Annotated in this window: 20 protein-coding genes and 1 tRNA gene; 10 read left to right on the forward strand and 11 right to left on the reverse strand. The window is 63.4% G+C overall.

Going from position 1 to position 20,667, the window contains the following annotated elements; all coding sequences use genetic code 11:
* The first annotated feature begins 9 nt into the window (after window positions 1-9).
* From EL272_RS04835 to EL272_RS04865, 7 genes are read left to right on the forward strand one after another with little or no spacing between them, the layout of a single operon-like run.
* Window positions 10-4,620, forward strand: a complete 4,611-nt coding sequence (locus tag EL272_RS04835) for a beta-ketoacyl synthase N-terminal-like domain-containing protein (protein ID WP_061787169.1) — start codon at window positions 10-12, stop codon at window positions 4,618-4,620.
* A 13-nt stretch (window positions 4,621-4,633) separates the two neighbouring features.
* Window positions 4,634-5,896 (forward strand): hydroxymethylglutaryl-CoA synthase family protein, encoded by a 1,263-nt coding sequence (locus EL272_RS04840; RefSeq protein ID WP_061787168.1) that lies wholly within the window; start codon window positions 4,634-4,636, stop codon window positions 5,894-5,896.
* Window positions 5,877-6,671, forward strand: coding sequence for a polyketide synthase (locus tag EL272_RS04845; protein ID WP_244926116.1), 795 nt, complete (start codon window positions 5,877-5,879; stop codon window positions 6,669-6,671). The genes EL272_RS04840 and EL272_RS04845 overlap by 20 nt, the downstream gene beginning before the upstream one ends.
* 10 nt (window positions 6,672-6,681) lie before the next feature.
* Window positions 6,682-7,422 (forward strand): 3-oxoacyl-ACP reductase family protein, encoded by a 741-nt coding sequence (locus EL272_RS04850; RefSeq protein ID WP_014846101.1) that lies wholly within the window; start codon window positions 6,682-6,684, stop codon window positions 7,420-7,422.
* Entirely contained in the window at window positions 7,419-8,231 is an 813-nt protein-coding gene (locus tag EL272_RS04855; protein WP_071162210.1) for a 4'-phosphopantetheinyl transferase family protein, read from the forward strand. The genes EL272_RS04850 and EL272_RS04855 overlap by 4 nt, the downstream gene beginning before the upstream one ends.
* A complete protein-coding gene (locus EL272_RS04860) occupies window positions 8,228-9,160 on the forward strand; it encodes an ABC transporter ATP-binding protein (protein WP_014846102.1) in 933 nt (310 codons plus the stop codon). The genes EL272_RS04855 and EL272_RS04860 overlap by 4 nt, the downstream gene beginning before the upstream one ends.
* The gene (locus tag EL272_RS04865) at window positions 9,157-10,023 is read left to right on the forward strand and encodes an ABC transporter permease (protein WP_014846103.1); all 867 of its coding nucleotides are present in this window, start codon (window positions 9,157-9,159) and stop codon (window positions 10,021-10,023) included. Before EL272_RS04860 ends, EL272_RS04865 begins: the two co-directional genes overlap by 4 nt.
* A 236-nt stretch (window positions 10,024-10,259) precedes the next feature.
* Here EL272_RS04865 and EL272_RS15240 read toward each other — a convergent pair whose 3' ends face one another.
* Together EL272_RS15240 and EL272_RS15245 are read right to left on the reverse strand one after the other, a co-directional pair.
* Entirely contained in the window at window positions 10,260-10,412 is a 153-nt protein-coding gene (locus tag EL272_RS15240) for a hypothetical protein (protein WP_014846104.1), read from the reverse strand.
* On the reverse strand, window positions 10,409-10,558 hold the full coding sequence (locus tag EL272_RS15245; protein ID WP_014846105.1) for a hypothetical protein: 150 nt from the start codon (window positions 10,556-10,558) through the stop codon (window positions 10,409-10,411). The genes EL272_RS15240 and EL272_RS15245 overlap by 4 nt, the downstream gene beginning before the upstream one ends.
* Before the next feature lie 711 nt (window positions 10,559-11,269).
* Here EL272_RS15245 and EL272_RS04870 point away from each other — a divergent pair.
* Together EL272_RS04870 and EL272_RS04875 are read left to right on the forward strand one after the other, a co-directional pair.
* Window positions 11,270-11,806 carry a TetR/AcrR family transcriptional regulator gene (locus tag EL272_RS04870; RefSeq protein WP_061787166.1) on the forward strand — a complete coding sequence of 179 codons (537 nt, stop codon included), beginning with the start codon at window positions 11,270-11,272 and terminating at the stop codon, window positions 11,804-11,806.
* Between the two features lie 3 nt (window positions 11,807-11,809).
* On the forward strand, window positions 11,810-13,105 hold the full coding sequence (locus EL272_RS04875; RefSeq protein WP_041696292.1) for a protoporphyrinogen/coproporphyrinogen oxidase: 1,296 nt from the start codon (window positions 11,810-11,812) through the stop codon (window positions 13,103-13,105).
* Window positions 13,106-13,435: 330 nt separating this feature from the next.
* On the opposite strand, the gene EL272_RS04880 is transcribed toward EL272_RS04875, so the two are convergent.
* The 8 genes from EL272_RS04880 to EL272_RS04915 form a co-directional block, all read right to left on the reverse strand.
* Complete coding sequence (locus EL272_RS04880; RefSeq protein WP_051014949.1) at window positions 13,436-13,927, reverse strand: GNAT family N-acetyltransferase; 492 nt, start codon at window positions 13,925-13,927, stop codon at window positions 13,436-13,438.
* A gap of 375 nt (window positions 13,928-14,302) precedes the next feature.
* A complete protein-coding gene (locus tag EL272_RS04885) occupies window positions 14,303-15,187 on the reverse strand; it encodes a polysaccharide deacetylase family protein (RefSeq protein WP_014846109.1) in 885 nt (294 codons plus the stop codon).
* Between the two features lie 143 nt (window positions 15,188-15,330).
* Window positions 15,331-16,287 (reverse strand): asparaginase, encoded by a 957-nt coding sequence (locus tag EL272_RS04890; RefSeq protein ID WP_061787165.1) that lies wholly within the window; start codon window positions 16,285-16,287, stop codon window positions 15,331-15,333.
* Window positions 16,288-16,373: 86 nt separating this feature from the next.
* On the reverse strand, window positions 16,374-16,598 hold the full coding sequence (locus EL272_RS04895) for a response regulator transcription factor (protein ID WP_061787164.1): 225 nt from the start codon (window positions 16,596-16,598) through the stop codon (window positions 16,374-16,376).
* A 242-nt stretch (window positions 16,599-16,840) separates the two neighbouring features.
* A complete protein-coding gene (locus tag EL272_RS04900; RefSeq protein WP_061787163.1) occupies window positions 16,841-17,158 on the reverse strand; it encodes a type II toxin-antitoxin system PemK/MazF family toxin in 318 nt (105 codons plus the stop codon).
* Window positions 17,148-17,381 carry a hypothetical protein gene (locus EL272_RS04905; protein WP_061787162.1) on the reverse strand — a complete coding sequence of 78 codons (234 nt, stop codon included), beginning with the start codon at window positions 17,379-17,381 and terminating at the stop codon, window positions 17,148-17,150. The genes EL272_RS04900 and EL272_RS04905 overlap by 11 nt, the downstream gene beginning before the upstream one ends.
* A gap of 690 nt (window positions 17,382-18,071) precedes the next feature.
* A tRNA-His gene (locus EL272_RS04910) sits at window positions 18,072-18,147 on the reverse strand.
* 133 nt (window positions 18,148-18,280) lie between these two features.
* The gene (locus EL272_RS04915) at window positions 18,281-18,601 is read right to left on the reverse strand and encodes a hypothetical protein (RefSeq protein WP_061787161.1); all 321 of its coding nucleotides are present in this window, start codon (window positions 18,599-18,601) and stop codon (window positions 18,281-18,283) included.
* A 115-nt stretch (window positions 18,602-18,716) separates the two neighbouring features.
* On the opposite strand from EL272_RS04915, the gene EL272_RS04920 reads away from it, so the two are divergent.
* Window positions 18,717-20,030 carry an amidase family protein gene (locus EL272_RS04920; protein ID WP_061787160.1) on the forward strand — a complete coding sequence of 438 codons (1,314 nt, stop codon included), beginning with the start codon at window positions 18,717-18,719 and terminating at the stop codon, window positions 20,028-20,030.
* Here EL272_RS04920 and orn read toward each other — a convergent pair.
* A complete protein-coding gene (gene orn / locus EL272_RS04925; RefSeq protein ID WP_174525734.1) occupies window positions 20,024-20,659 on the reverse strand; it encodes an oligoribonuclease in 636 nt (211 codons plus the stop codon). The genes EL272_RS04920 and orn overlap by 7 nt on opposite strands.
* Window positions 20,660-20,667: the final 8 nt, after the last annotated feature.

Consider the following 20,667-nt stretch of genomic DNA (forward strand, 5'->3'; position numbering starts at 1 on the left):
GGAACCTCCATGGACGCCAATTCCAAGGACGAACTCATCAAGAAGTCAATTCGAACCATTCGTGAGCTCCGTCGTGAACTAGAGCACCGCGCCTCCGTTGACGTGCCCGTGGCGGTCGTTGGGATGGCCTGCCGATTCCCGGGTGGAGCGAACTCTCCCGAGCAGTTCTGGGAGCTCCTCCAGGCCGGCGGTTCGGGGCTCGTGGATGTGCCTCCCGAACGCTGGAACGTCGATGCGTTCTACTCGCCGCCCCCCGGTAAGCCCGGCCGCTCCTACATTCGACGCTCAAACTTTTTGTCGGGTGATGTCGCAGAATTCGATGCACGGTTCTTCGGGATCTCGCCGGTCGAAGCTAACGCGATGGATCCTCAGCAGCGCGTGCTGCTCGAGGTTTGCTGGGAGGCTTTGGAACACGCCGGCCTAAACCCCGCAATCCTCCGCGGCAGCGCCACAGGGGTGTTTCTCGGGATTAACAGCGCCGGCGAGTACTCGAAGCTCGTTACTTCCCATTCCGCCAACGACAACTATCTCGGGACAGGGAACACGCTCAGCGTCGCCTCCGGACGGATCTCTTATTTCCTCGGCATCAACGGACCGGCCATTTCGGTGGACACAGCCTGCTCGTCATCCCTGGTCAGCGTGCTCCTCGCGGCCGAGTCCCTAAGACGAGGCGAGTGCAGCACTGCCCTGGCAGCGGGCGTGAGCCTCATGCTGGCCCCGCAGGTTATGGCCGGGCTGTGCGCGATGAACGCCTTGTCCCCGGACGGTGCCAGCAAACCTTTTGACGCAGCGGCGGACGGCTATGGCCGTGGCGAGGGCTGCGGTGTCGTCGTGCTCAAGCGACTGCCAGACGCTCAGCGTGACGGCGATCGGGTGCTGGCGGTGATTCGCGGCGGAGCCATCAACAACGACGGCGAGTCGAGTGGCCTGACGGTCCCCAACGGCAACTCGCAGCGTCAAGTGCTCAGTGAGGCCCTGCGTAACGCCCGGCTTGAGCCGGGGGAGATCGACTACCTGGAGACTCATGGGACCGGCACACTGCTCGGAGACCCCATTGAGGTAGATGCAATTCGTTCGGTTTACGGTCCAGGCCGCTCCGAGCGGCCCCTTATCCTCGGGGCGGTCAAGGGCAACATCGGGCATCTCGAGCATGCCGCTGGTGTTGCCAGCCTAATCAAAGTGATCCTAAGTCTGGGGCATGGCAAGGTCACCCCGATTGTCGGCCTTGACGAACTCAATCCTCGGGTTGCGACCGGAGGACACGAGCTGTCCTTCCCCCGCGAGCTTTCCTCCTGGCCAGATGTCGACCGGCCCCGTCGTGCCGCGGTTTCGTCGTTCGGTTTCAGCGGCACGAACGCGAACGTCATCGTCGAGCAGGCCCCCAAACCGGTGGCTGAACCGTCGCGTGGTAGCCGGACCGCCCTGACCGTCTCGGCCAAGAGCGAGGGTGCCCTCAGGCGTCAGCTAGAACAATTCGAGAGGTACCTCAGCGGCACCACCAACGAATGTGAGGACATCGCTTGGACGGCCAACGTGTGTCGTGTCGCCTTCGACCATCGAGCCGTCGTCGTTGGGTCCAGCGTGGAGGAATTGCGGAGGCGTGTCACTGACATCCTTGCCTGGTCTGATAGCAACGGTTCGCTCTACTCGGCGGACCGCGTGGTGCTTGGCAGCAGCCAGGGACGGGACCGATACGACGCCAAACGTTCCCTGTTCACATCGGTCGGGGACGGCGTGGCGCTCACCGCCCATGTCGACGCCAAGATCCCGCCCAAGCTCGCCTTCGTCCTCACGGGTGATCAGGCCGCGCTCATCCCCAGGGCGAGGGAGCTGTACCGGCGCCAGCCAGCGTTTACCGAGGCATTCGATCTGGTCGCCTCCAAACTCAACCCCCGGGTGCTAGAGGAGTTCCGCGCCGGGAAACCAGCGCCGGACCAGGCCACAGCCGCAGCCTGGTACCTCTGCGGGGCCACCGCCATGGTCGTGCTGCTGACGAGTTACGGCGTGAGACCAGACGTGGTCCTAGGTGACGGGGCCGGGATCCTCGTCTCCGCCTGGGCTTCCGGGGCCATCTCTCTCGATGATCTGATCCGGCTTCACCAGGCGGATGATGTCCCAGCCCTGGCCGGCTCGCTCGCGCCCAGTGATCCGACATGCCGATTCCAGGCGATGTGGCATGGCGATGCCCGGCCGGATCCCAAGTTGTGGCGCGGTGAGCTGGCAAACTGCCGGGCCGCGACGATGGGGCAGCGAGAACAGGCAGTCCGTGGGCTGACCCGGCAGGGCTACCGGTTCTTCGTCGAGATTGACGGCTCCATGGATGGCGCCATGAAATCCGTCCTGGACGAACTCGCTGCGATCCTGGTTCGCCCCGCGGCGAACGGAGGCACCAACTTCGTGGATGCCCTCGCCACCCTCTACTCGCTGGGGGCTCAAGTTCAGTGGCGGGAGCTCCATCACGGCCGCACATGTCAGAAAGTCGTCCTGCCGAGCTACCCGTTCGACTCCCAACGTCACTGGCTCAAGCAACCCGAGGGGACAGATACCCAGCCGCTGGCGACAGGTTTCCAGGGGCGTGACCTCGGACTGCCCCTGCCGACACGACAGTGGCTGTACACGTTGAGCCTGGAGTCAAACCCCGAACTGGCCGACAATTCCGGCGTCGTCCACATCGGCTACTACCTTGAGATGATCCTGGCGGCCGCTCACTCCTGGTATGGGGTCGAGGATGTGTTTGTCCACGAGATGGATCTGGTCAGCGCGATGCTGGTCCTTCCGGGCGAGGTACGTGAGGTGGCCCTGCTGGTTGATGACCCCGGCGAGGATGGGCGACAGGGCTTCCGGTTCCTCTCCCGAACCGGAGGGCAGGGACCGTGGACCCCTCACGCAGAAGGCCGACTTAGTCTCACGCGTGGCCCTGAGCCCGGCGTCGTAGATCTGGATGGGACCAGTCTCACGACCAAGTCGTTGAGTGGAGACGAGGTCTACGAGGTACTCACGGCTCGCGGGTTCCGCTTCGGCACTTCGGTTCGGTGGCTGGACCGGCTCTGGATCGGCGACCGTGACGCCGTTGTCCGGTTCTTGCCTGCAGGCAAAGAACACCACGCCCTGCCGTGCCATCCCGGCGTACTCGACAGCTGCGCTCAAGTGTTCAACATTCTCGTAGGAGATCAGACGCCAAAGGGCACCAAGTACATGGTCAATCGGCTGGACAATGTAGCCCTGCGTGTCTCCCGCGAGGGGGACGAACGGACGCTTTTCGCCCGCATCTCAGACGTGCGTGATGAAGGCAACGCCGTCTCGGGCGGGTTCTGCGTTACGACCACGACCGGGCAGCCGGTGATCTCCGCTGGCGGCATTCGTCTCGCCGCCTTCGATGAGGAGCGTCTAGGGCGCATGAAGGCGCTACTCGAGAGCGCGAGTGTTGGGACAGGTGAGTTCGACGCATCCTTCCGGCAACAGTTCGACGCCGCCTCCGAAGGGGAGCACAGCGGCCTCGTATGCGACTACCTGGTGGCGCTCCTGTCAGAGACCCTCGGAATGGACACTGGCGACGTCAAACCCGACGATGAGATCAAGGATCTTGGCCTGGACTCGATGAGCGGCCTAGTGCTGCTCGACCGTATCCGAGAGAAATTAGGGGCCGAGATCCAGATGACAGATCTTGTGCACTGTCGCGTCGTGCAAGATCTTGCGGAGTCCGTGACAAAGCTACTGTCGGGACGCCAGACCTCGAAGGACGTCCAGCTCGCCCCGCCCGATGCCGACATGAGTCTGGGACACTGGATCCGGAGCAAGACCCGGTCCAGTCAGGCCCGTGTGAGGCTCTTCTGCTTCCCGAACGGGTATAGGAGCGCCGACCTGTTCGACGAGTGGCAGGACATCCTCGGCCCGACGATCGACGTGGCGGCCGTGAAACTACCTGGGCTCGACGGTGAACGGATGGAAGAGACTTGTCCGCTCGACGTCGACGAGTGCGTCGATCTCGTGCGCCGAGCCGTCGATCCCGAACTGCTCGACCTCCCCGTGGCGACGTTTGGACACAGTTGGGGCTCGTTGTTCTCCTACCGGCTTGCCCATCTTCTGGAGAAGACCGCCAGCGTGCCGCTCGTGAAGTGCTTCGTTTCCGGGTATACGCCCGTGGACCGTGAGAACGGCCTCATCGGGCAACTCAAGGCCGAACTCTTGACCTCGGGGCTCTCAGAACTGCCCACCCCAGAGGAAGCCCGTACCCACAAGCCGCTGCGGGACGCAGTTGTGCGGGCGTTCGTCGCGGCTTGGGGGTACACGGAACGCGACACCCTGCTGACCCTTCCGATGCTGCTCGGCGCCTGCTGCCTCATCGACCGGTACCAGCACGACCCGGCCTCGCCCCTTCGCGCGCCGTTGACGGCATTCCACGGCATCGACGACTACGGCGTGACGATGGCGGAGATGGAGGGGTGGACTGACCTGACCAGTGGCCAGTTTTCCCTGTTCACCGTTGCCGGAGACCACCAGTTCATCAACAAGCATCAATCGGAGGCGGACGTGCTGCGGCACTTGAAGAGAGACCTGCTCTCGGGGCTAGACGACATCGATCACCCTGTGGCCGAGATGGCCCTGGGGCGCCGGAAATGAAAGGGGAGTTGTCATGAATGCGATCGCTGGAATTGAGGACGTGAGCTTCTACGGAGGCTCGGCTTGTCTGGACGTAAATCAGTTGGCAGAGAATCGGGGGCTCGACCGGGAGCGATTCGACAACCTGCTCATGAAAGAAAAGGCCGTTGCCCTGCCTTTCGAGGATCCAGTCTCTTTCGCCATCAATGCCGCACGACCGCTCCTTTCCCGACTCAGCCCGGAGGACAAGGGTCGAATCGAGATGCTCGTCACCTGCACCGAGTCCGGTGTGGATTTCGGCAAGTCGATCAGCACGTACGTCCACGACGCCCTGGGACTGGGCCGCAATTGCCGCCTCTTCGAAGTAAAGAATGCCTGCTACTCGGGGACGGCTGGGTTCAGCGCAGCCATCAACTTCGTCTTGTCCCAAGTCTCGCCGGGTGCAAAGGGGCTGGTCGTCACTACCGACATGGCGAAGTTCTCCGTCGCGGAGGGTGGAGACGCGCTGTCCGAGGACTGGTCCTTCGCGGAGCCGAGCGGCGGTGCTGGCGCCGTTGCGATCCTCGTGGGGGAGAATCCGAAGATATTCAGCGTCGATGTTGGCGCGAACGGGTACTACGGATTCGAAGTCATGGACACCTGCCGCCCGATCCCCGACAGCGAGGCCGGGAACGCCGACCTGTCGCTCATGACCTACCTGGACTGCTGCGAGTCCGCCTACCGGGAGTACGAGTCCCGAGTAGCCAGCGTCTCGTACACGGACACCTTCGATTTCCTGTCTTTCCACACGCCATTCGGCGGCATGGTTAAGGGAGCCCATCGCACAATGATGCGTCGATTTGCACATGCCAAGGGTGAACGGATCGAGCAGGATTTTCAGGATCGGGTTGCCCCGGGGCTCAGCCTGTGCGGCCGCGTCGGGAACATCATGGGCGGCTCGATATTCCTCAATCTATTGGGAACCATAGAGCAGGGACGGGTTACCGGTCCTTCGCGCATTGGGTGTTTCTCCTACGGCTCTGGATGCTGTTCGGAGTTCTATAGCGGTGTCATCGACAAGGGCAGTCAGGACTACGTGCGGTCGCTCAAGGTTTCGCAGGCACTCAACGAGCGGCACGAGCTGTCGTTCGCGGAGTACGAGGAGCTTATGAGGCTCAACAGCGTAGTCAGCTTTGGTACCCGCAACTGGGAGCTGACGAGCGAACTGCTCGGCGACTGGCGTGATCGCCTGAAAGGTACCGGTCGCGTGGTCCTGACCCAGATTGAGGAGTTCCATCGTGAATACGCAACTTTGTGACCAGGCCTCTTCGCTGCGAGGTGATGTTGTCTCCGTGCGGTCCGCGAGTGACGGCGTGGCGGTCATTGAGATGCACGACGAGGCGGGCAAGAACACCTTCACCGAAGAGCTGACGACGGAGCTGGCTGCGGCCTTCGAGCGCGTGGGGTCCGATGAGCAGTTCCGGGCGGTCGTGCTGACCGGGTACGGCCCCTATTTCTGCAGTGGCGGCACGCTCGGGGCGCTGCTCGACATCCAAGACGGCCAGAACACGTTCCTCGGGGCGGGTGAAGGACCCGGCATCTACACCATGCCCCTGACGTGCCCAATCCCCGTCGTGGCCGCCATGCAGGGCCATGCCATCGGCGGAGGGTTCTCGCTGGGGCTCTTCGCGGATGTTGTTGTCCTAGCCCGAGAAGCCGTTTACTCCGCCAGCTTCATGAAGTACGGGTTCACCCCAGGCTTTGGGTCGACCCTGATCTTTCCGGAGAAGCTGGGGCTGCCCCTAGCGGAGGAGCTTCTGCTGGGTGCGCGAACCTATCGGGGGGCCGAGCTGGCCTCGCGCGGCGTCCCCTTCGAGGTCGCTCCTCGCGGTGAGGTTCTCGATCGGGCGTTGGTTATGGCAGAGCGACTCGCCGATAAGCCGCGTCGTTCCCTAATCACCTTGAAGGCGCATCTGGTCCGGCATCTCCTGGAGCAGCTCCCTCACTGCACAGAACTGGAATTGGCCATGCACGAAATCACCATCCACGAACCGGAGGTGCGAGAGCGCCTCATCAGTCGATACAGCGCATAGGAGGAACAGCATGTTCAGTCTGAAGGACAAGATTGCGATTGTGACAGGGGGTTCCAGGGGGATTGGGCGCACTATCGCCTTGGAACTGGCCCGCCATGGTTGTCAGGTCGCCGTGGTGTATGCCAGCAGTTCGGCTGCCGCGGAGGAGACGTGCGCCGAGATTCGTAAGATGTCCACCCGAGCCGAGGCTTATCGGTGCGACGTGTCCGATCCTGCTCAGTGTAGAACCGTAGTCCGCCGCATCATGGATGACTTTGGCAGGGTCGATGTCCTCGTCAACAATGCTGGGATCGTGAGGGATGCAGTTGCTGCGTCGATCAAGGACGAGGACCTTGCGGCGGTGCTTGACACCAATCTCAAAGGTGCCGTCCACATGATCCGTGAGTGCTATTTCGGTTTCATCCGGCAGCGTTCAGGGTCAATCATCAATGTCTCATCGGTAGTCGCCTTGCTCGGTGGGACGGGGCAGGCCACCTATGCGGCGGCTAAAGCAGGGTTGATCGGCCTCACGAAGTCCGTAGCCCGGGAGGTCGCAGCTCGGGGAGTGCGGTGCAACGCCATTGCGCCCGGGATCATCGAGACCGAGATGACCGAGTTCATGCAGGGTGACGAGAGTCGCCTGGCATTGGTGCCGATGCGTCGCTTCGGGAAGCCCACCGAGGTAGCGAACCTGGTGGTTTTCCTTGCCGGCGATGCCAGCTCATACATCACCGGCGAGGTTATCCGAGTGGACGGGGGGTTGGCGACATGACCGCCATCGCTGCCCGCGGGAACAGCAGCCCCTTGTCGGGCGCGCGTGCGCCCAGCCAGTTGATGCCCGAACTGTTCGCCCCGGACGTAAGTGTGTGGGAAGTTAGGGATGAGAAGGTGCGGGAGGAGTTGCACCCCGAGGAACAGCAGTACATCGAGAGAGCCGTCGCCAAGCGGCAACTTGAGTTTGCCCGAGCACGGTACTGTGCCAGACAGGCCTTGGACCGCTTCGGGCTTGAGCGTCCCTCGATGATCCCGGGCATTGCGGGGGAGCCCAGCTGGCCCCAGGGAATCATCGGGAGCATGACCCATTGCGAGGGCTACGCGGCCGCCGCCGTAGCCCCGCGTGCGAGGCTGGTCAGCCTCGGTCTCGATGCCGAAGTCGATGCGCCGTTGCCCGAGCGCGTGCTCGGTTTGGTGGCTCTTCCTTCGGAGATTCGTCGATTGGCGCTCTTGGGGGCTCTCGAACCCGCTCTACACTGGGACCGGATCCTCTTCAGTTGCAAGGAAAGCGTCTACAAGGCTTGGTACCCCCTAGCCCACAAGTGGCTTGGGTTTGAGGATGCGGAACTGGCTCTGCGACTGGATGGAACCTTCCGGGCACGTCTGCTCGTCGAGGGGCCGGCGGTCCCAGGTGGGCGCCTGCGATTGATGGCCGGAGCATGGCGCTCCAGGGAGGGACTCTTGCTCTCAGCGGTCAGTGTCCCAGCCGGGGATGTAACCGATGGTGAACAAGGACTGGACCTTGACGTGGCGTCAACGTGTTCCCTAGGTAACAGGGCGTGTCGCGACCTGATGGAGGCGAAATGATTGAGACGAAGCTACTGACCAAGGACTACGGGAAGAAGCGAGCCGTTGACAACCTGACGATTCAGGTTCGACCCGGCGAGGTCACGGGCTTCCTTGGCCCAAATGGGGCGGGGAAGACCACCACCATGAAGATGATCATGGGACTGCAAACCCCATCCAGCGGCGAGGCGACGATCAATGGCCGCCCGTTGTGCCGCCATCGTGCCCCGATGCGCGAGGTAGGGGCTTCGCTCAACCCAAGGGATTTCCACCCGGGGCGTACGGCCCGGGCGCATCTGAGTTCCCTCGCGGCAACACACGGCATCGGCACTCGCCGCGTCGACGAGGTGCTGGGACTCACGGGCCTGGAAGCAGTGGCCAACAAGCGCGCGGGGACGTTTTCACTGGGAATGTCCCAGCGACTCGGAATCGCGGCGGCCCTGCTCGGGGACCCCGCGACGCTGATCCTGGATGAACCCGTCAACGGCCTCGATCCCGAGGGAGTTGTCTGGGTGCGAGACCTCGTCAAGCGGCTCGCGGCGGAGGGGAGAACCATCTTCCTCTCAAGCCATCTGATGAACGAGATGGCCGTCACCGCGGATCACCTGATCGTCATTGGGCGGGGCAAGCTCCTTGCCGAGGGATCGATGGAGTCCATCTTGAAGGCGGACTCCGAGGTGACCACGACGGTGCGGTCGCCGCAGATCGTACAGCTGCGTGACATTCTCGTTCCCCAGGGCGCCTCTGTGGAGCTCACGGGTTCCAACGAGGCCATCGTGAAGAAGATCGAGACCACTGTCATCGGTGAGACCGCCGCGAAGAACGGCCTCGTCCTGCACGAACTCACTCCGGTTAGGACGTCGCTCGAGCAAGTGTTCATGAACCTGACTGGAGACGCCGTCGAATACCGGTCGACGAGTGCTCACGAACCACGAAAGGGACAGAAATGATTGACGTGCAAGAGACGGCCATCCGAACAGGAGGTCCGCTCACCCAAAGCACACCAACCACCAAGACGGACAAGGCTGGCGTGCGAGCAGCGACCTCCCAGCCGAGATGCTCGTTGCTCGGGGTCCTGAAGTCGGAGTGGATAAAGCTCTGGTCGCTGCGTGCGGCGCAGGTAACGGCAGTGTTCATGCTGGTTCCCATGACCATCATCAACTTGCTGGTTCTCCTGTTCGCGGACGTCAGCGGCGGCACACAGCTGTTGGCGGTCGACGCCACGGTTCGCATGTTCACCACCATCGACTTGATCTTCATCGTCGTTTTGGGCGGCATGTTTGCAGCAGGGGAGTTCTCGACGGGATCCATCCGGCCCAGCCTCGGTGCGGTCCCCAATCGTGGGCTGCTCGTGGTGGCGAAGATCATGGTGCTCGCGCTTTCCGTGCTGATCCTATCGATACTTGCAGTCGGCATCAGCGTGGTCCTTGGTCTGATCGTGCTGCCGACGCGGGGCGTCGAGCAGTCACTGGAATCCCCTGCGGTCCGCATGATCGTCGGTCTGTGCCTGTACTCAATGTTGATGGGGCTGTTCTCGTTCTGCATCGGGTTCCTTGGCCGCTCGAGCGTTGGCGCCATCTCGGTGACGCTCGGGATCCTGTGGATTCTGCCGTCGGTCGTCAGGATGCTGGGCGACGGCGAGATGGCCCAGGCGATCATGGCCCGGCTGCCGGGCGTTGCCGGTTCACAGGCATTCGCGCTGGAGCCGGCGTCGTCGACGGGTGGCGCCTGGGGCGGTCTAGCCATCCTCGCCGCGAACGTAGTCGTGATGTCGGTGATCGCGGTGGGTCAGTTCAAGAGGCTCGATGTGTGAGAAACGAGGATGTGTGAGATGTGAGTAGGTGGGGACGACTGAGATCGTCCCCACCGTCGCCTAGTCCCAACAGGACGAGCCGACTGGGATTGGACTGCTATAGATTTTGTGGACGGCAGCGAAAAACTTGGATTATGATTTAAGTTGCTGTCTCACTTTTCCTTGATATCTTGACGCACTTCATTCGGGGTGTGCTGCCCGAGTGGAGAATGAGGTCTGGTCTGATTTAGGCTTATTCATGGGGTGTAGTCGAGGATGAGTTCGGCGACGGCTTGTTTTGTGGTTCCAAAAATGCCGCAGGGGCGACGGTAATCAGTGTGTAGAACATGCCATATCCTGAGATTCGTAATGACCCGCTCGATGAGGTGGCGGACGCGATTGATGGTCATGTTGCTTCTCCTGTCGATGTCGGTGAATTCGCCATGGACAGGTTTCTTGACGGGGTGATCATTCCCAATCCGATGTGGCCTTTGTCCTCGATATTATCTTGACTGTCGAGGGCTGTGAGGAATTCAGATTCCGTGATGGCCTTCACGTCATGAACACTACCTGCTGATGGTTTGAGATCCAGGCGAGGCGCCCGGCCAGGGCGCAGGCACCTGCAAGTTCACCCCCGTCGTGTGGTGCTTGCCCCAGTCACGGTTCGGGACGCTTGGACCATGGCCAGCAGGGCGCCAAAGGTGCCGTCGATGATGTAGAGGATCTTCCACTTCAGGCACCCAGATCCTTGGAAGGCCTCGGAGATCAACGGGGTGTACGCGGACGCTACTGGCGAGATGGCGGCCTGGGGGACCATGTGGATATCGACCAGCAACTCCTGGGCGATATTGTGCCTGAGCAGTAACAAAATGATTCTGGATGCAGCGAAACAGCCCCAGGGTACGGGACCCTGCTGCTGGAAAGATCCCCGGAATGGGAGATGTGGATCAGTTCACACAAGTTCATCTGGTCTGGTCACGGTCAAGACGTGTGGTAGCATTCACGGCGGCGGCTTGTCATTCATCCGAGGTTTTTTTGTTTCTACACCTTGAATTATCTCAGGTCAGGCAGGTCGCCTTCGCATCTCCCTTTAGGTAGAGCGTTAGTTGGGGAAGCCAAAGCACCCCTATGAATAAACCTCGCTGTGTTGAAGGTGCTGTTGTTGTGCCAGTGTGGGTCAAATCCTCGACGTGACTGGCTGCCGGCATGCTCGCCCCTTCCGGAGGGTGGATGTATACCGTACCATACCGCATGGTATGGTTTCTTGGTGGAGAAGCTTGATCGGTCGTCGTGGTTCCGGGTCGCGGCTCGCCTGTTGGTGGAGCGTGGTGGGGGTGGGCCGCGTGTTGAGGCGTTGTGTCGGGACGCGGGGGTGACGAAGGGCTCGTTTTACCACCACTTCCGTGATCTGGGGGAGTTCAAAACCGCGTTCATGGACTATCTCTACCAGCGTGGCGCGATGGACCCGATGTCTCGGTTGGAGGCTCTGGATTCCCCTCGTGAACGGTTGCGCGGGTTGATTGAGGCCATTGCTTGCGAAGACCTGGCGTTGGAGGCTGCGGTCCGGAGGTGGGCGGCATCCGATCCTGCGGTGGCTGAGCACTTGAGACAGGTGGACCAGGCGAGGACGGCGTTCGTCGCCGAGATGTACCACGAGCTCCTGCCCGACGATCCGGCGCTCGCGGACGACATGTGCCGGCTGGCCCAAGCGTTCTATCTGGGCGCGGTCATGCTGGAACCGCCGGTGACCGGCGAAGAGTATCGCCGGCTCACCGCTCTCCTCGACCGGATCGTGCGGGTGTGACACATGTCCGAGGTGCTTGTGGTCGGTGCCGGGATCAGCGGACTCGCCGCCGCCTGGCGGCTGCGCTGCGCAGGAATCAGCACCTGTGTGCTGGAACGATCCGACCGCCCCGGCGGGCGCATGCGTTCGGTCCAGGTGAACGAATGCACCATGGAAGCTGGAGCCAACTTCATCACCGACGCCTACCGGATCATTCCCGGGCTGGCGGGTGAAATGGGCATTCCCCTGCAAGCGGTGTGCCGGGACAGCGCCATCGCCATCGATGAAGCGATCCGTGCTTTCCGAGCCGACCGGCCAGCAACCGCGATCAAGGCGGGCATCCTGTCGCTACGTACCGTGATCGGAGGGCTTCCCGGGCTCGCCCGATTCGCGGCCCGATACCGGCGCCGAGGCACTGTCGATCCGCTCGATTGGCTCGACCTCGACCCGGTTCCCACAACCGAGTGGTCACAGGCGCTGAGGATCGCGACGCTGGCGGAACGCTGCTGGCGACCGGCCTATCACGGCTTCTACTTCCAAGACACCCACGCCACCTCGGCGGCGGCCGTGGCCGCGATGGCACAACACGGATTACGCCAACAGACCCTGACCATGCCAGGAGGGCTGTCCAGCCTCACCGACGCGCTCGCCGCCAGGCTCGACGTGCGCACCGGAGTGAAGGTCACCCAGGTCGAGGAAGGCTCGACATCGGTCACGGTCCACACCGACACCGGCCGATTCCGGGCAGACAGAGTGATCGTGGCGCTGCCGAGCCCCGACATCCGTCACCTGAAGAAACTCGATCCCCTGGAAGCCGCTGTTGCGTGCACCCCCTACAGCGCCGGTCTGCTAGTCGGCCTGGGAACCCGACGTCGTCTGCGATCCTGTGAACTGGGCGGTGCCTACGGTGTCTTGATGCACCCCGACGAGCCGCCCCTTGCCGCCCTCTGTGTCGCCAGCCGTGCCGGTCACGCGCACGGCGCCGGCGACCTGGTCACCTGCATGTTTGCGGACCGTCACGCCCGTGAACTCTCCTCACGGGCGGATTCCGAGATCATCGAACTCGCCCGTCGAGCGCTCCTCACATGGGAACCCACACTCCAAGACGCGCTGGCCACGAGCCTCGAACACCATCTGGTCGTCCGCATCCCCCACGCCATGCCCACCAGCGCACCCGGAAGGATCGCGCACATCAAGGCCTACCGCGCACACGCCCACGCCCGGCGCGTGATCCTGGCAGGCGACTCCCTCGCCTGGCCCTGGGCCGACTCCGCAGCCTTCACCGGACAATGGGCCGCCGACCTCATAGCCCAACCGTAAAAACGCGTCCACGGTCGGCCGGGTCTTGACTTCCTGTCGATTGATCCGGCTCTCGGTCTGCTGTCGGCCCACCGGTGAACCGATCCGCCGTTACGAGCATGATCACCTTGGCTTATTGGTCCACGTTGAGGTGAAGAATCTCGGCAGCATCCCTGACGGTGGAGGGGGGGGTCGTTGGTTGAGCCCAGGGCAAGTGGAATCGGGCTGCGACACCAAGGAATCCCAAGAACGCCCACCACGTCCCCACGATGGATCACGCGTTCGTCCGCTCGGTGATCAACGACCACACTTTCGAGTGGTCCACACCGAGGTCCACGACGACGAGTCGGCTCACACGAGGGTCACCGACCCGTCAGTGCCGTCGAGGGTGCCCGGTTCAAGTTCGATGCCCAGGACCACGTCGTCGGGAATCGAGCTGGCGTTGTGGATGCCGAGTTCTGCCACGGGGCGAAACCCGAACCGTGCGTAGTACCGCGGGTCGCCGACGAGGAACACGGCCGGGAATCCTGCGGTTCGGCCGCGGTTCAAGGCTTCCTTCATGAGGAGCGTGCCGATGCCGCGGCATCGGTGGTCCGAGGCGACGCACAGTGGTGCGACTTCAAGGGCGTTCACTGGGCCTGCTGTGCTGTCGATCACGATTCTGGTGGTGAGGATGTGGCCGACGATCCGGTCGTCGAGGGCGATGAGTTCCTGCTCGGGTAGGTAACCGGTGGAAGAGCGGAGTCGTTTGACCATGTCCTGTTCGGAGCCGTCGGTCACTGGAGCGGTGAGGAAAGCAGTGCGGATCAGCGTGTCGACCTCGTCGATCTCATGAGGCTTCATGGCACGAAGCTGCATTTGGCAAAACTGGCAGCGTCTGCGGTGACGTCTGACTTCCGCTTGGGGTCGCCGGACATATTCCTCAGTACTGGTCGAAACTGTGCTGTCCAGTGATCCTGTGGTCTCGTCAGGCGCTCAAGCCTGGTCCATCCAGATCCTGAGATGGATCACCCGGATCACCGAGAGTCTGTTTGACATCATCAGCAGGGTAAGGCGCTGACCGCATGACTGGACGTGGGGGAGAGCGTCAAAGATGTTCCTCCCCACGCCCAGTCCCTGCAAGCACTGACGAAGCGAACCGTAAACATTCCCAAGGCAGTCGACTTCTGGTGGCGGTGACTGGCTGACATGGGAAGTTTCGGCTGACCAGTAGCGTCTTTACTTCCTGGGGAAGCGTTGCTTGAAGTCGAGCGCGACGTCCTTCATGTAGGCGAACTCGACTCCTTCGGCCTCGCGCATGTGGGCGATGAGGCGTTCGAGCATCAGTTGGTTCTGCGGGCGGCCGGAGACGTCTGGGTGAATGGTGATTGGGAAGACGGCGTAGTCCATCTCCCGCACGACCCAATCGAACTGATCCGCCCACAGCTGCTCGATATCCCTGGGGGACACGAACCCGTGCGACGTGAAACTCGACTTGATGAACATCATCGGCGGCAGGTCGTCGAGGTACCAGGAGGCCGGCAGCTCGATCAGATCCGTCTCCTCGCCCCTGACCAGGGGTTTCATCCACTCGTGGGCGGACTCGGCCTCATAGTTGATGTTGGTCCAGGAATCTCCGACACGCACGTAGTAAGGCGTATGGTCGTTGTGCATCAGCGAGTGGTCGTAGAGGAAACCCCGCTCGACCAGCAGTTCGTTCGTGATCGGCGAGAACTCCCACCACGGCGCGACATATCCGACGGGGCGGGTGCCGGAACGCTTCTCAATCAGGTCCGTGCAGTAGTCCAGGATCTCGGTTTCCTGCCGACGCGTCATGGCGATCGGGTTCTCGTGCGAATACCCGTGAACGCCGATCTCATGCCCGGCCGCAACGACCTCGTCGAACTGTTCCGGGAAAGTCTCGATCGAATGGCCCGGCCAATACCACGTGGCAGGCAGCTCCTCGCGCTGGAACAGCTTCAGCAACCTCGGTACCCCGACCTCGCCGGCGAACATGCCGCGCGAGATGTCGCCGGGCGAGTCTTGGCCGCCGTAGGAACCCAGCCAGCCGCCTACCGCGTCGATGTCGATGCCGAAGGAAACGAAGATCTTCTTTTCTGCCATGGTGGCTCCTTTCAGGATTGGTGTTGCGAGATGATTCCGCCCAAGCGCCGGGACATGGGTGACGCGCTGTGGGCACTGAATGGCCTAGGAATGCGGTGATTGCGAACCTGTGGTAGCTGACCCAAGGACGCATCACCTGCCCGTTATGTGAAGGCGACGAAGTTGTCGGCAAACTTGTCTCCCACCCCCCTTCCAAGCAGCAGTGCCATCAGCATTCGTGACTGTGGCGCGTTCAGATCTCCCGACGGGATGGCGCCGGCCCCCACGAGGTCGACCCCGCCGCCGTTGCCATAGATCGGCTTGACCGGCCCCCATGCGACGCGGGACGCCAGCACCACCGGGATGCCGGCAGCCACCGCCCGCGCGACCTCGTCCACGAACCCGACGCCCGCGTTTCCGATGCCCGTTCCGGCTAGGACGATGCCGTCGGCGCCGTCGTCGATGACGTGGGCCAGCACTCGCGGTGTCGCGCCCAGGAAACACGGAACGATCTCCACCCTTACGTTGTCGAATGATTCGGTTGGCAGCGGCAGCGGTGGGTGGCGACGCGGCCGAGCCAACACATGGGCCTCGCCGTCGCGCATTTCCGCTACGAGCGTGCCGCCGTCGAAGGCCGTCAGCTCCCACGTCTGTGTCTTCCGCACCCCGCGCGCCGACCTCACCTGCCCTGCGAAGCACACCAGCACTCCGCACTCGCGCAGCGCAGGACTGGCGGCGGCCGCGACCGCGTCAGCGAGATTGTCGGGGCCGTCGGGGTGTGACGAGTCGGCCGCCCGCTGTGCTCCGGTCAGGACGACTGGCTTGGCAGACGTGTGTACGAGGTCGAGGAGGAACGCGGTCTCTTCCATCGTGTCGGTGCCGTGAGTCACGACGACGCCGACGCAATCGTCGTCGGCCAGCGCATCCTGCACCGCCTTGACGAGGATCCGCAGGTCGGTGAAGGTGAGCAGGTAGCTGCCTGTGGTCAGGACATCGGTCGTGCGGACCTCGGCCGTGAGCATCCCGGCCAGCGACGCGGCGCCGTCGGTGGCGGTGGCACCAGCCCCTTCCCGCGTGCGCGATGAGATCGTCCCCCCGGTGCCGAGAATGTGAACGTACATCGAGATCCCCTCGTTGGGCGTTGTGGTGGGATCGTCAGCGTCCCCGTTCCTCAAGGTTAGGCTGCAGCGGGCGGCAAGTAAATGCCTCAGAGCCACCCGTTTCGCTCGGCCGTTCGCGCGGCTTCGGCGCGGTTCCGCGCCTGCGTCTTGGCCATGGCGCTTGACAAATGGTTCCGTGCCGTACCCTCGCCGATACGCAGGGTTTTGGCGATGTTCTGGGCGTCGTCGCTGCTGGCGGCGAGCCGCAGGACCTCCTTGGTCGTCCAGGAGTCGCACTGGGCACCGGCGAGGGCGCCGGCGGTGAAGATCAACGTCAGCGGTACCAGCGACGTAACCAGGGCGCGGCCCGGATCGAGTTGAACACGATCCCGCGCGAGGCCTTGGCCTGGAACCAGCCCTCAGAGGTCCATCAAGGCCTGGCCGACTCCATCAACCTCAACTTTCCCGAACCCGAAATCCCGCCAACTACTTGACGCGGGGCATCACCACGAATCAATTCCCTCCATCGACTAAACAAATGGTTTTGTTCAACTGGAGCTGTAGCCGAAGCTGATCAGAACAACCCCAACACCAGTGCCAAGGCACGGTCGAGTTCCGTCAGTTCCTCGGCGTCGAGCCGTCCGGCGAAATCGCCCAGCCGGGTCTCGGCGTTGACCGCGGCTGTTTGCTCGACCAATATCCGGGTCTCGGTGCCGTCGATGGTGATCGTTGGTCGGAAGTCGCAGGGGCGGACGCTCGTCGAGGTCGGGGCGACGAGAAGCGTGGAGAGGTTCAGGTAGTCAGCCTGTATGACGACTGCATACCTGATGCCATGTTGCTCGTGGCCGTGGGCGTGTTTTTTCACCCGAAGCCGATAGATGTCACCACGCACGCAGCGAGTCCATCTCATCGGCCAGGGCAAGCATCTCCGCTCTGTCCTTGGGGTCTTCGCGCAGTGCGTCGGCCTGGCGTCGCACCTGTTCGATTATGGCTTGGCGCTCGGCCTCCTGAATCGTCTTGCGCACCACCTCGGACTTGTTGAGACCAGTGAGTTCCATCAGGTGTGCCAGCGCGCGCTCCGTCGCCTCATCAATGCGGACCACCATCTGTGTCATGCATTCAGTATTGCACACTGTACTGCATGACGTGTGATGTGAGCGCGATGCCGGCGGGTCACAGTCGCCACGAAGATGGGAAGACGAGCCACCCCGCACGTCACCGGGGCCTATGACGGGGCGAACTTCTGAGCTTGGAGTGACCGGTCGCGGGCCAACCTCGGCATCGACTGCTTGGGCTGTCCCGGGACACGCAGATGCTCCGGGCTGGCTGATCAGCCCGGCCGCATCACCGCGGGAATTGCCACCAGGCTATGGGACTCTCCCTCGCGCCAGAGACACACTGCGACGAGAATGACTTGCTCTTCCGTCCGTTGTTGGGGCGGTCAACCGGGCGACTGCGGCCCGGATACCAACAGGCTCGCCGTCCACGAGCAGCGCCTCGATCGGAAGATGCGTCAGGACCGGGGGAACAGCACGGCGATTGCGTTCGGCTCGGTGCCGAGAGCCAGTGGCGGACTGGTGAGGGCAACACGATGTCGGGCAGATGTGTCTGCCGTGACCGCTTCCGCGGCTCCCAGAGAAGGTCGGCGTGGTCGGCGGTCAAAGCGTGGCCCAAGGCATCGATCTGTTCGATTGAGGTGTCATCGAGTGCGGCGAGGTCGGCTTGTGGCTTGCCACCAGGTAGTTGCCAAGCGATCAGGAAACATTGGTCCCGCGTGGGTGCCCCGTATATCAACAGGGCCTCGTTGGGGTGAGTAACGGGATTCGAACCCGCGACATCCTGGACCACAACCAGGTGCTCTACCAACTGAGCTATACCCACCATGCGCCATCCTAGGGCGACTGAGAAACAATAGCGTACCCGTAGGGTTCGGGAGAAATCGGCGGAGCTTCCGGGCGGAGTGGGTGAGTGGGGACGTTGGCGGGACCCGGTGGGCCCCGCCAACGCCTGTGGATCAGAGATCGGCTCCGAGGGCCACCGCCAGGGTCTTCGCCCTGGCGGCCTCCTCGTGCCTGGACTGGCGTTCCAGCGAACGGACCAGGGTCGTGTGCGCGTAGGCGTTGGTGGGTCGCGAGGAGATCAGCTGCCGGGCCAGGCGTTCCGCCTCGGTCAGGTGGGCGGCCTTGAAGTTGGCCAGGGCCAGCAGTTCGAGGGTTTCCTCGGTCTGGCTGGGTTTCGTCTCGTTCTCCAGCACGACGTGCAGTTCGACGATGGCCTCGCGGAACCTGCGTTCGTCGATGTGGCGTCGTGCGGCGAGCAGGCGCTCGTGGCTCATGGCGTGCCTCCTTCGTCGGGTATCGCTCCCAACAACACACCGGTAACCGTTGTTGTTCCAAGGACGGCCACCGTTCCTTTGATGCCTGTTTTCCGGGCGTGCAAGGATGAGCGGCATGGATCTTCTCGACGTCGGAGCCGCTGATCTGGGCCGTCGACTCGGTGGTGGGGAGTCAACGGTCGAGGACCACATCGAACGCGTACTGGAACGCATCGGGAGACGCGATCCGGGACTGAACGCGTTTTCCCAGCTGAACCCCGGGGCGTTGTCACGCGCCAGGGAGCTCGACGCCACGCCGGCGCGGGAACGGGAAGCGCTGCCGCTGTTCGGGGTTCCGGTTGCCGTTAAGGAGGAAATCGAGGTGGCGGGGCTCGTCACCACCCTCGGGGGTCGCGGAAACACGATTCCCGCGGCCGTCGACTCGGAAGTGGTGGCCCGGCTGCGGGCCGCGGGGGCGATCATCATCGGCAAGACCAACATGCCTGAGTTCGGTCAGGTGCCCTTCACGGAGGGGGAGTGGGGTGCCACCCACAACCCCTGCGACCCGGCCCGTAGCCCCGGCGGTTCGTCCGGGGGATCGGCCGTGGCGGTGGCCTCCGGCATGGTTCCGCTGGCCCTTGGCGGCGACGCCGGCGGTTCCATCCGCATCCCCGCCGCCTGGAGCGGCGTGTTCGGCATCAAACCCAGCCGGGGACGGGTCAGCACGGCCCCTCACCCGAACCTGTGGCACAAACTGGGCACCTACGGTCCCTTGGCCCGCAGCGTCGAGGATCTCCGGCTGGCGATGGCCGTCACGGCACCCGAGGATCCTGGCCCGGGGCTGGACGGGGCCCTCCGGGTGGGATGGAGCCTCGAATCCTGTCTGCCGGGTGTCAAACCCGATCCCCAACTGGCCCGGGCCGTCGCGCGGGCGGCCGACAGGCTGGCGGAGGAAGGCCACGAGGTCACCCGGGGATCGATCCGCTGGGCGGAGACCCCACTGACGTTCATGGTGCAGTTCCACCTCGGGGTGCTCGACGAGGTGCGCAGGCTGGAACGTCCCGAACGCATCGAGAAACGCTCGAAGCGGATAGCGGCAATGGCCCGCATGCTGCCGCCTGGGGCGCTGCGGTGGGCGGAGCGCAGCACGACCCGGGTGGAACGGGCCATGGAGCGGATCTTCCGCAGGATCGACGTGCTGCTCACCCCCGTGACCCCCATGCTGCCGCCGCCGATCCAGCTCGTGCACCGGATGGGATACCTAGCGGTGCAGCGGGTTTCGGCGAAGGTCGTCGCCTACACCTCGTACTGGAACCTCGCCGGCCACCCGGCCCTCAGCGTGCCCGTCGGCATCAGCTCGGAGGGGCTTCCCCTGGCGGTTCAGGTGATCGGCAGGCGGGGCGAGGACGACCTGGTCCTGGAGGTCGGGGAACGGCTGACCCGCTACTGAACGGACTCGATCTCCGGGGCGGCCAGCCCCGTCAGGCTGCCGCGGTGGCGGGCCGCGATTTGCTTGGCCTGGTTCGTGGTGGGGCCTGGAGGGGCGACGAACATCGCCTCGCGGTAGTAGCGCAGCTCCTCGATGGATTCCTGGATGTCGGCCAGCGCCCGGTGGTTTCCCTGCTTGGCGGGGGCCTGGTACAGCACCCGCGGGAACCAGCGCCGCGCCAGCTCTTTCAGGGAGGAGACGTCCACGTTGCGGTAGTGGACGTGGGCCTCCAGCTCGGGCATGTCCCGGGCCAGGAACGCACGATCCGTCCCGATGGTGTTGCCCGCCAGGGGGGCTTTGCGGGCGGTGGGCACGAACTCCCGGACGTAGTCGAGGACCGTCCGGGTGGCCTCTTCCATCGTGGTCCCGCCGGCCAGGGCGTCCAGCAGTCCCGATTTGGTGTGCATCTCGCGAACGAAGTCGCTCATTCCGGCCAGCTGCTCGTCGGTGGGTTTGATCAACACGTCGACGCCCTCGCCCAGCACGTTCAGGTCCTTGTCCGTGACGAGCGTCGCCACCTCTATCAGCGCGTCGCGCTCCAGATCCAGCCCGGTCATCTCGCAGTCAATCCACACCAGTTCATCGCTCACCGACCCAG

This window comes from Arachnia propionica (genome assembly GCF_900637725.1).
In the GTDB taxonomy this organism is placed as follows: domain Bacteria; phylum Actinomycetota; class Actinomycetes; order Propionibacteriales; family Propionibacteriaceae; genus Arachnia; species Arachnia propionica.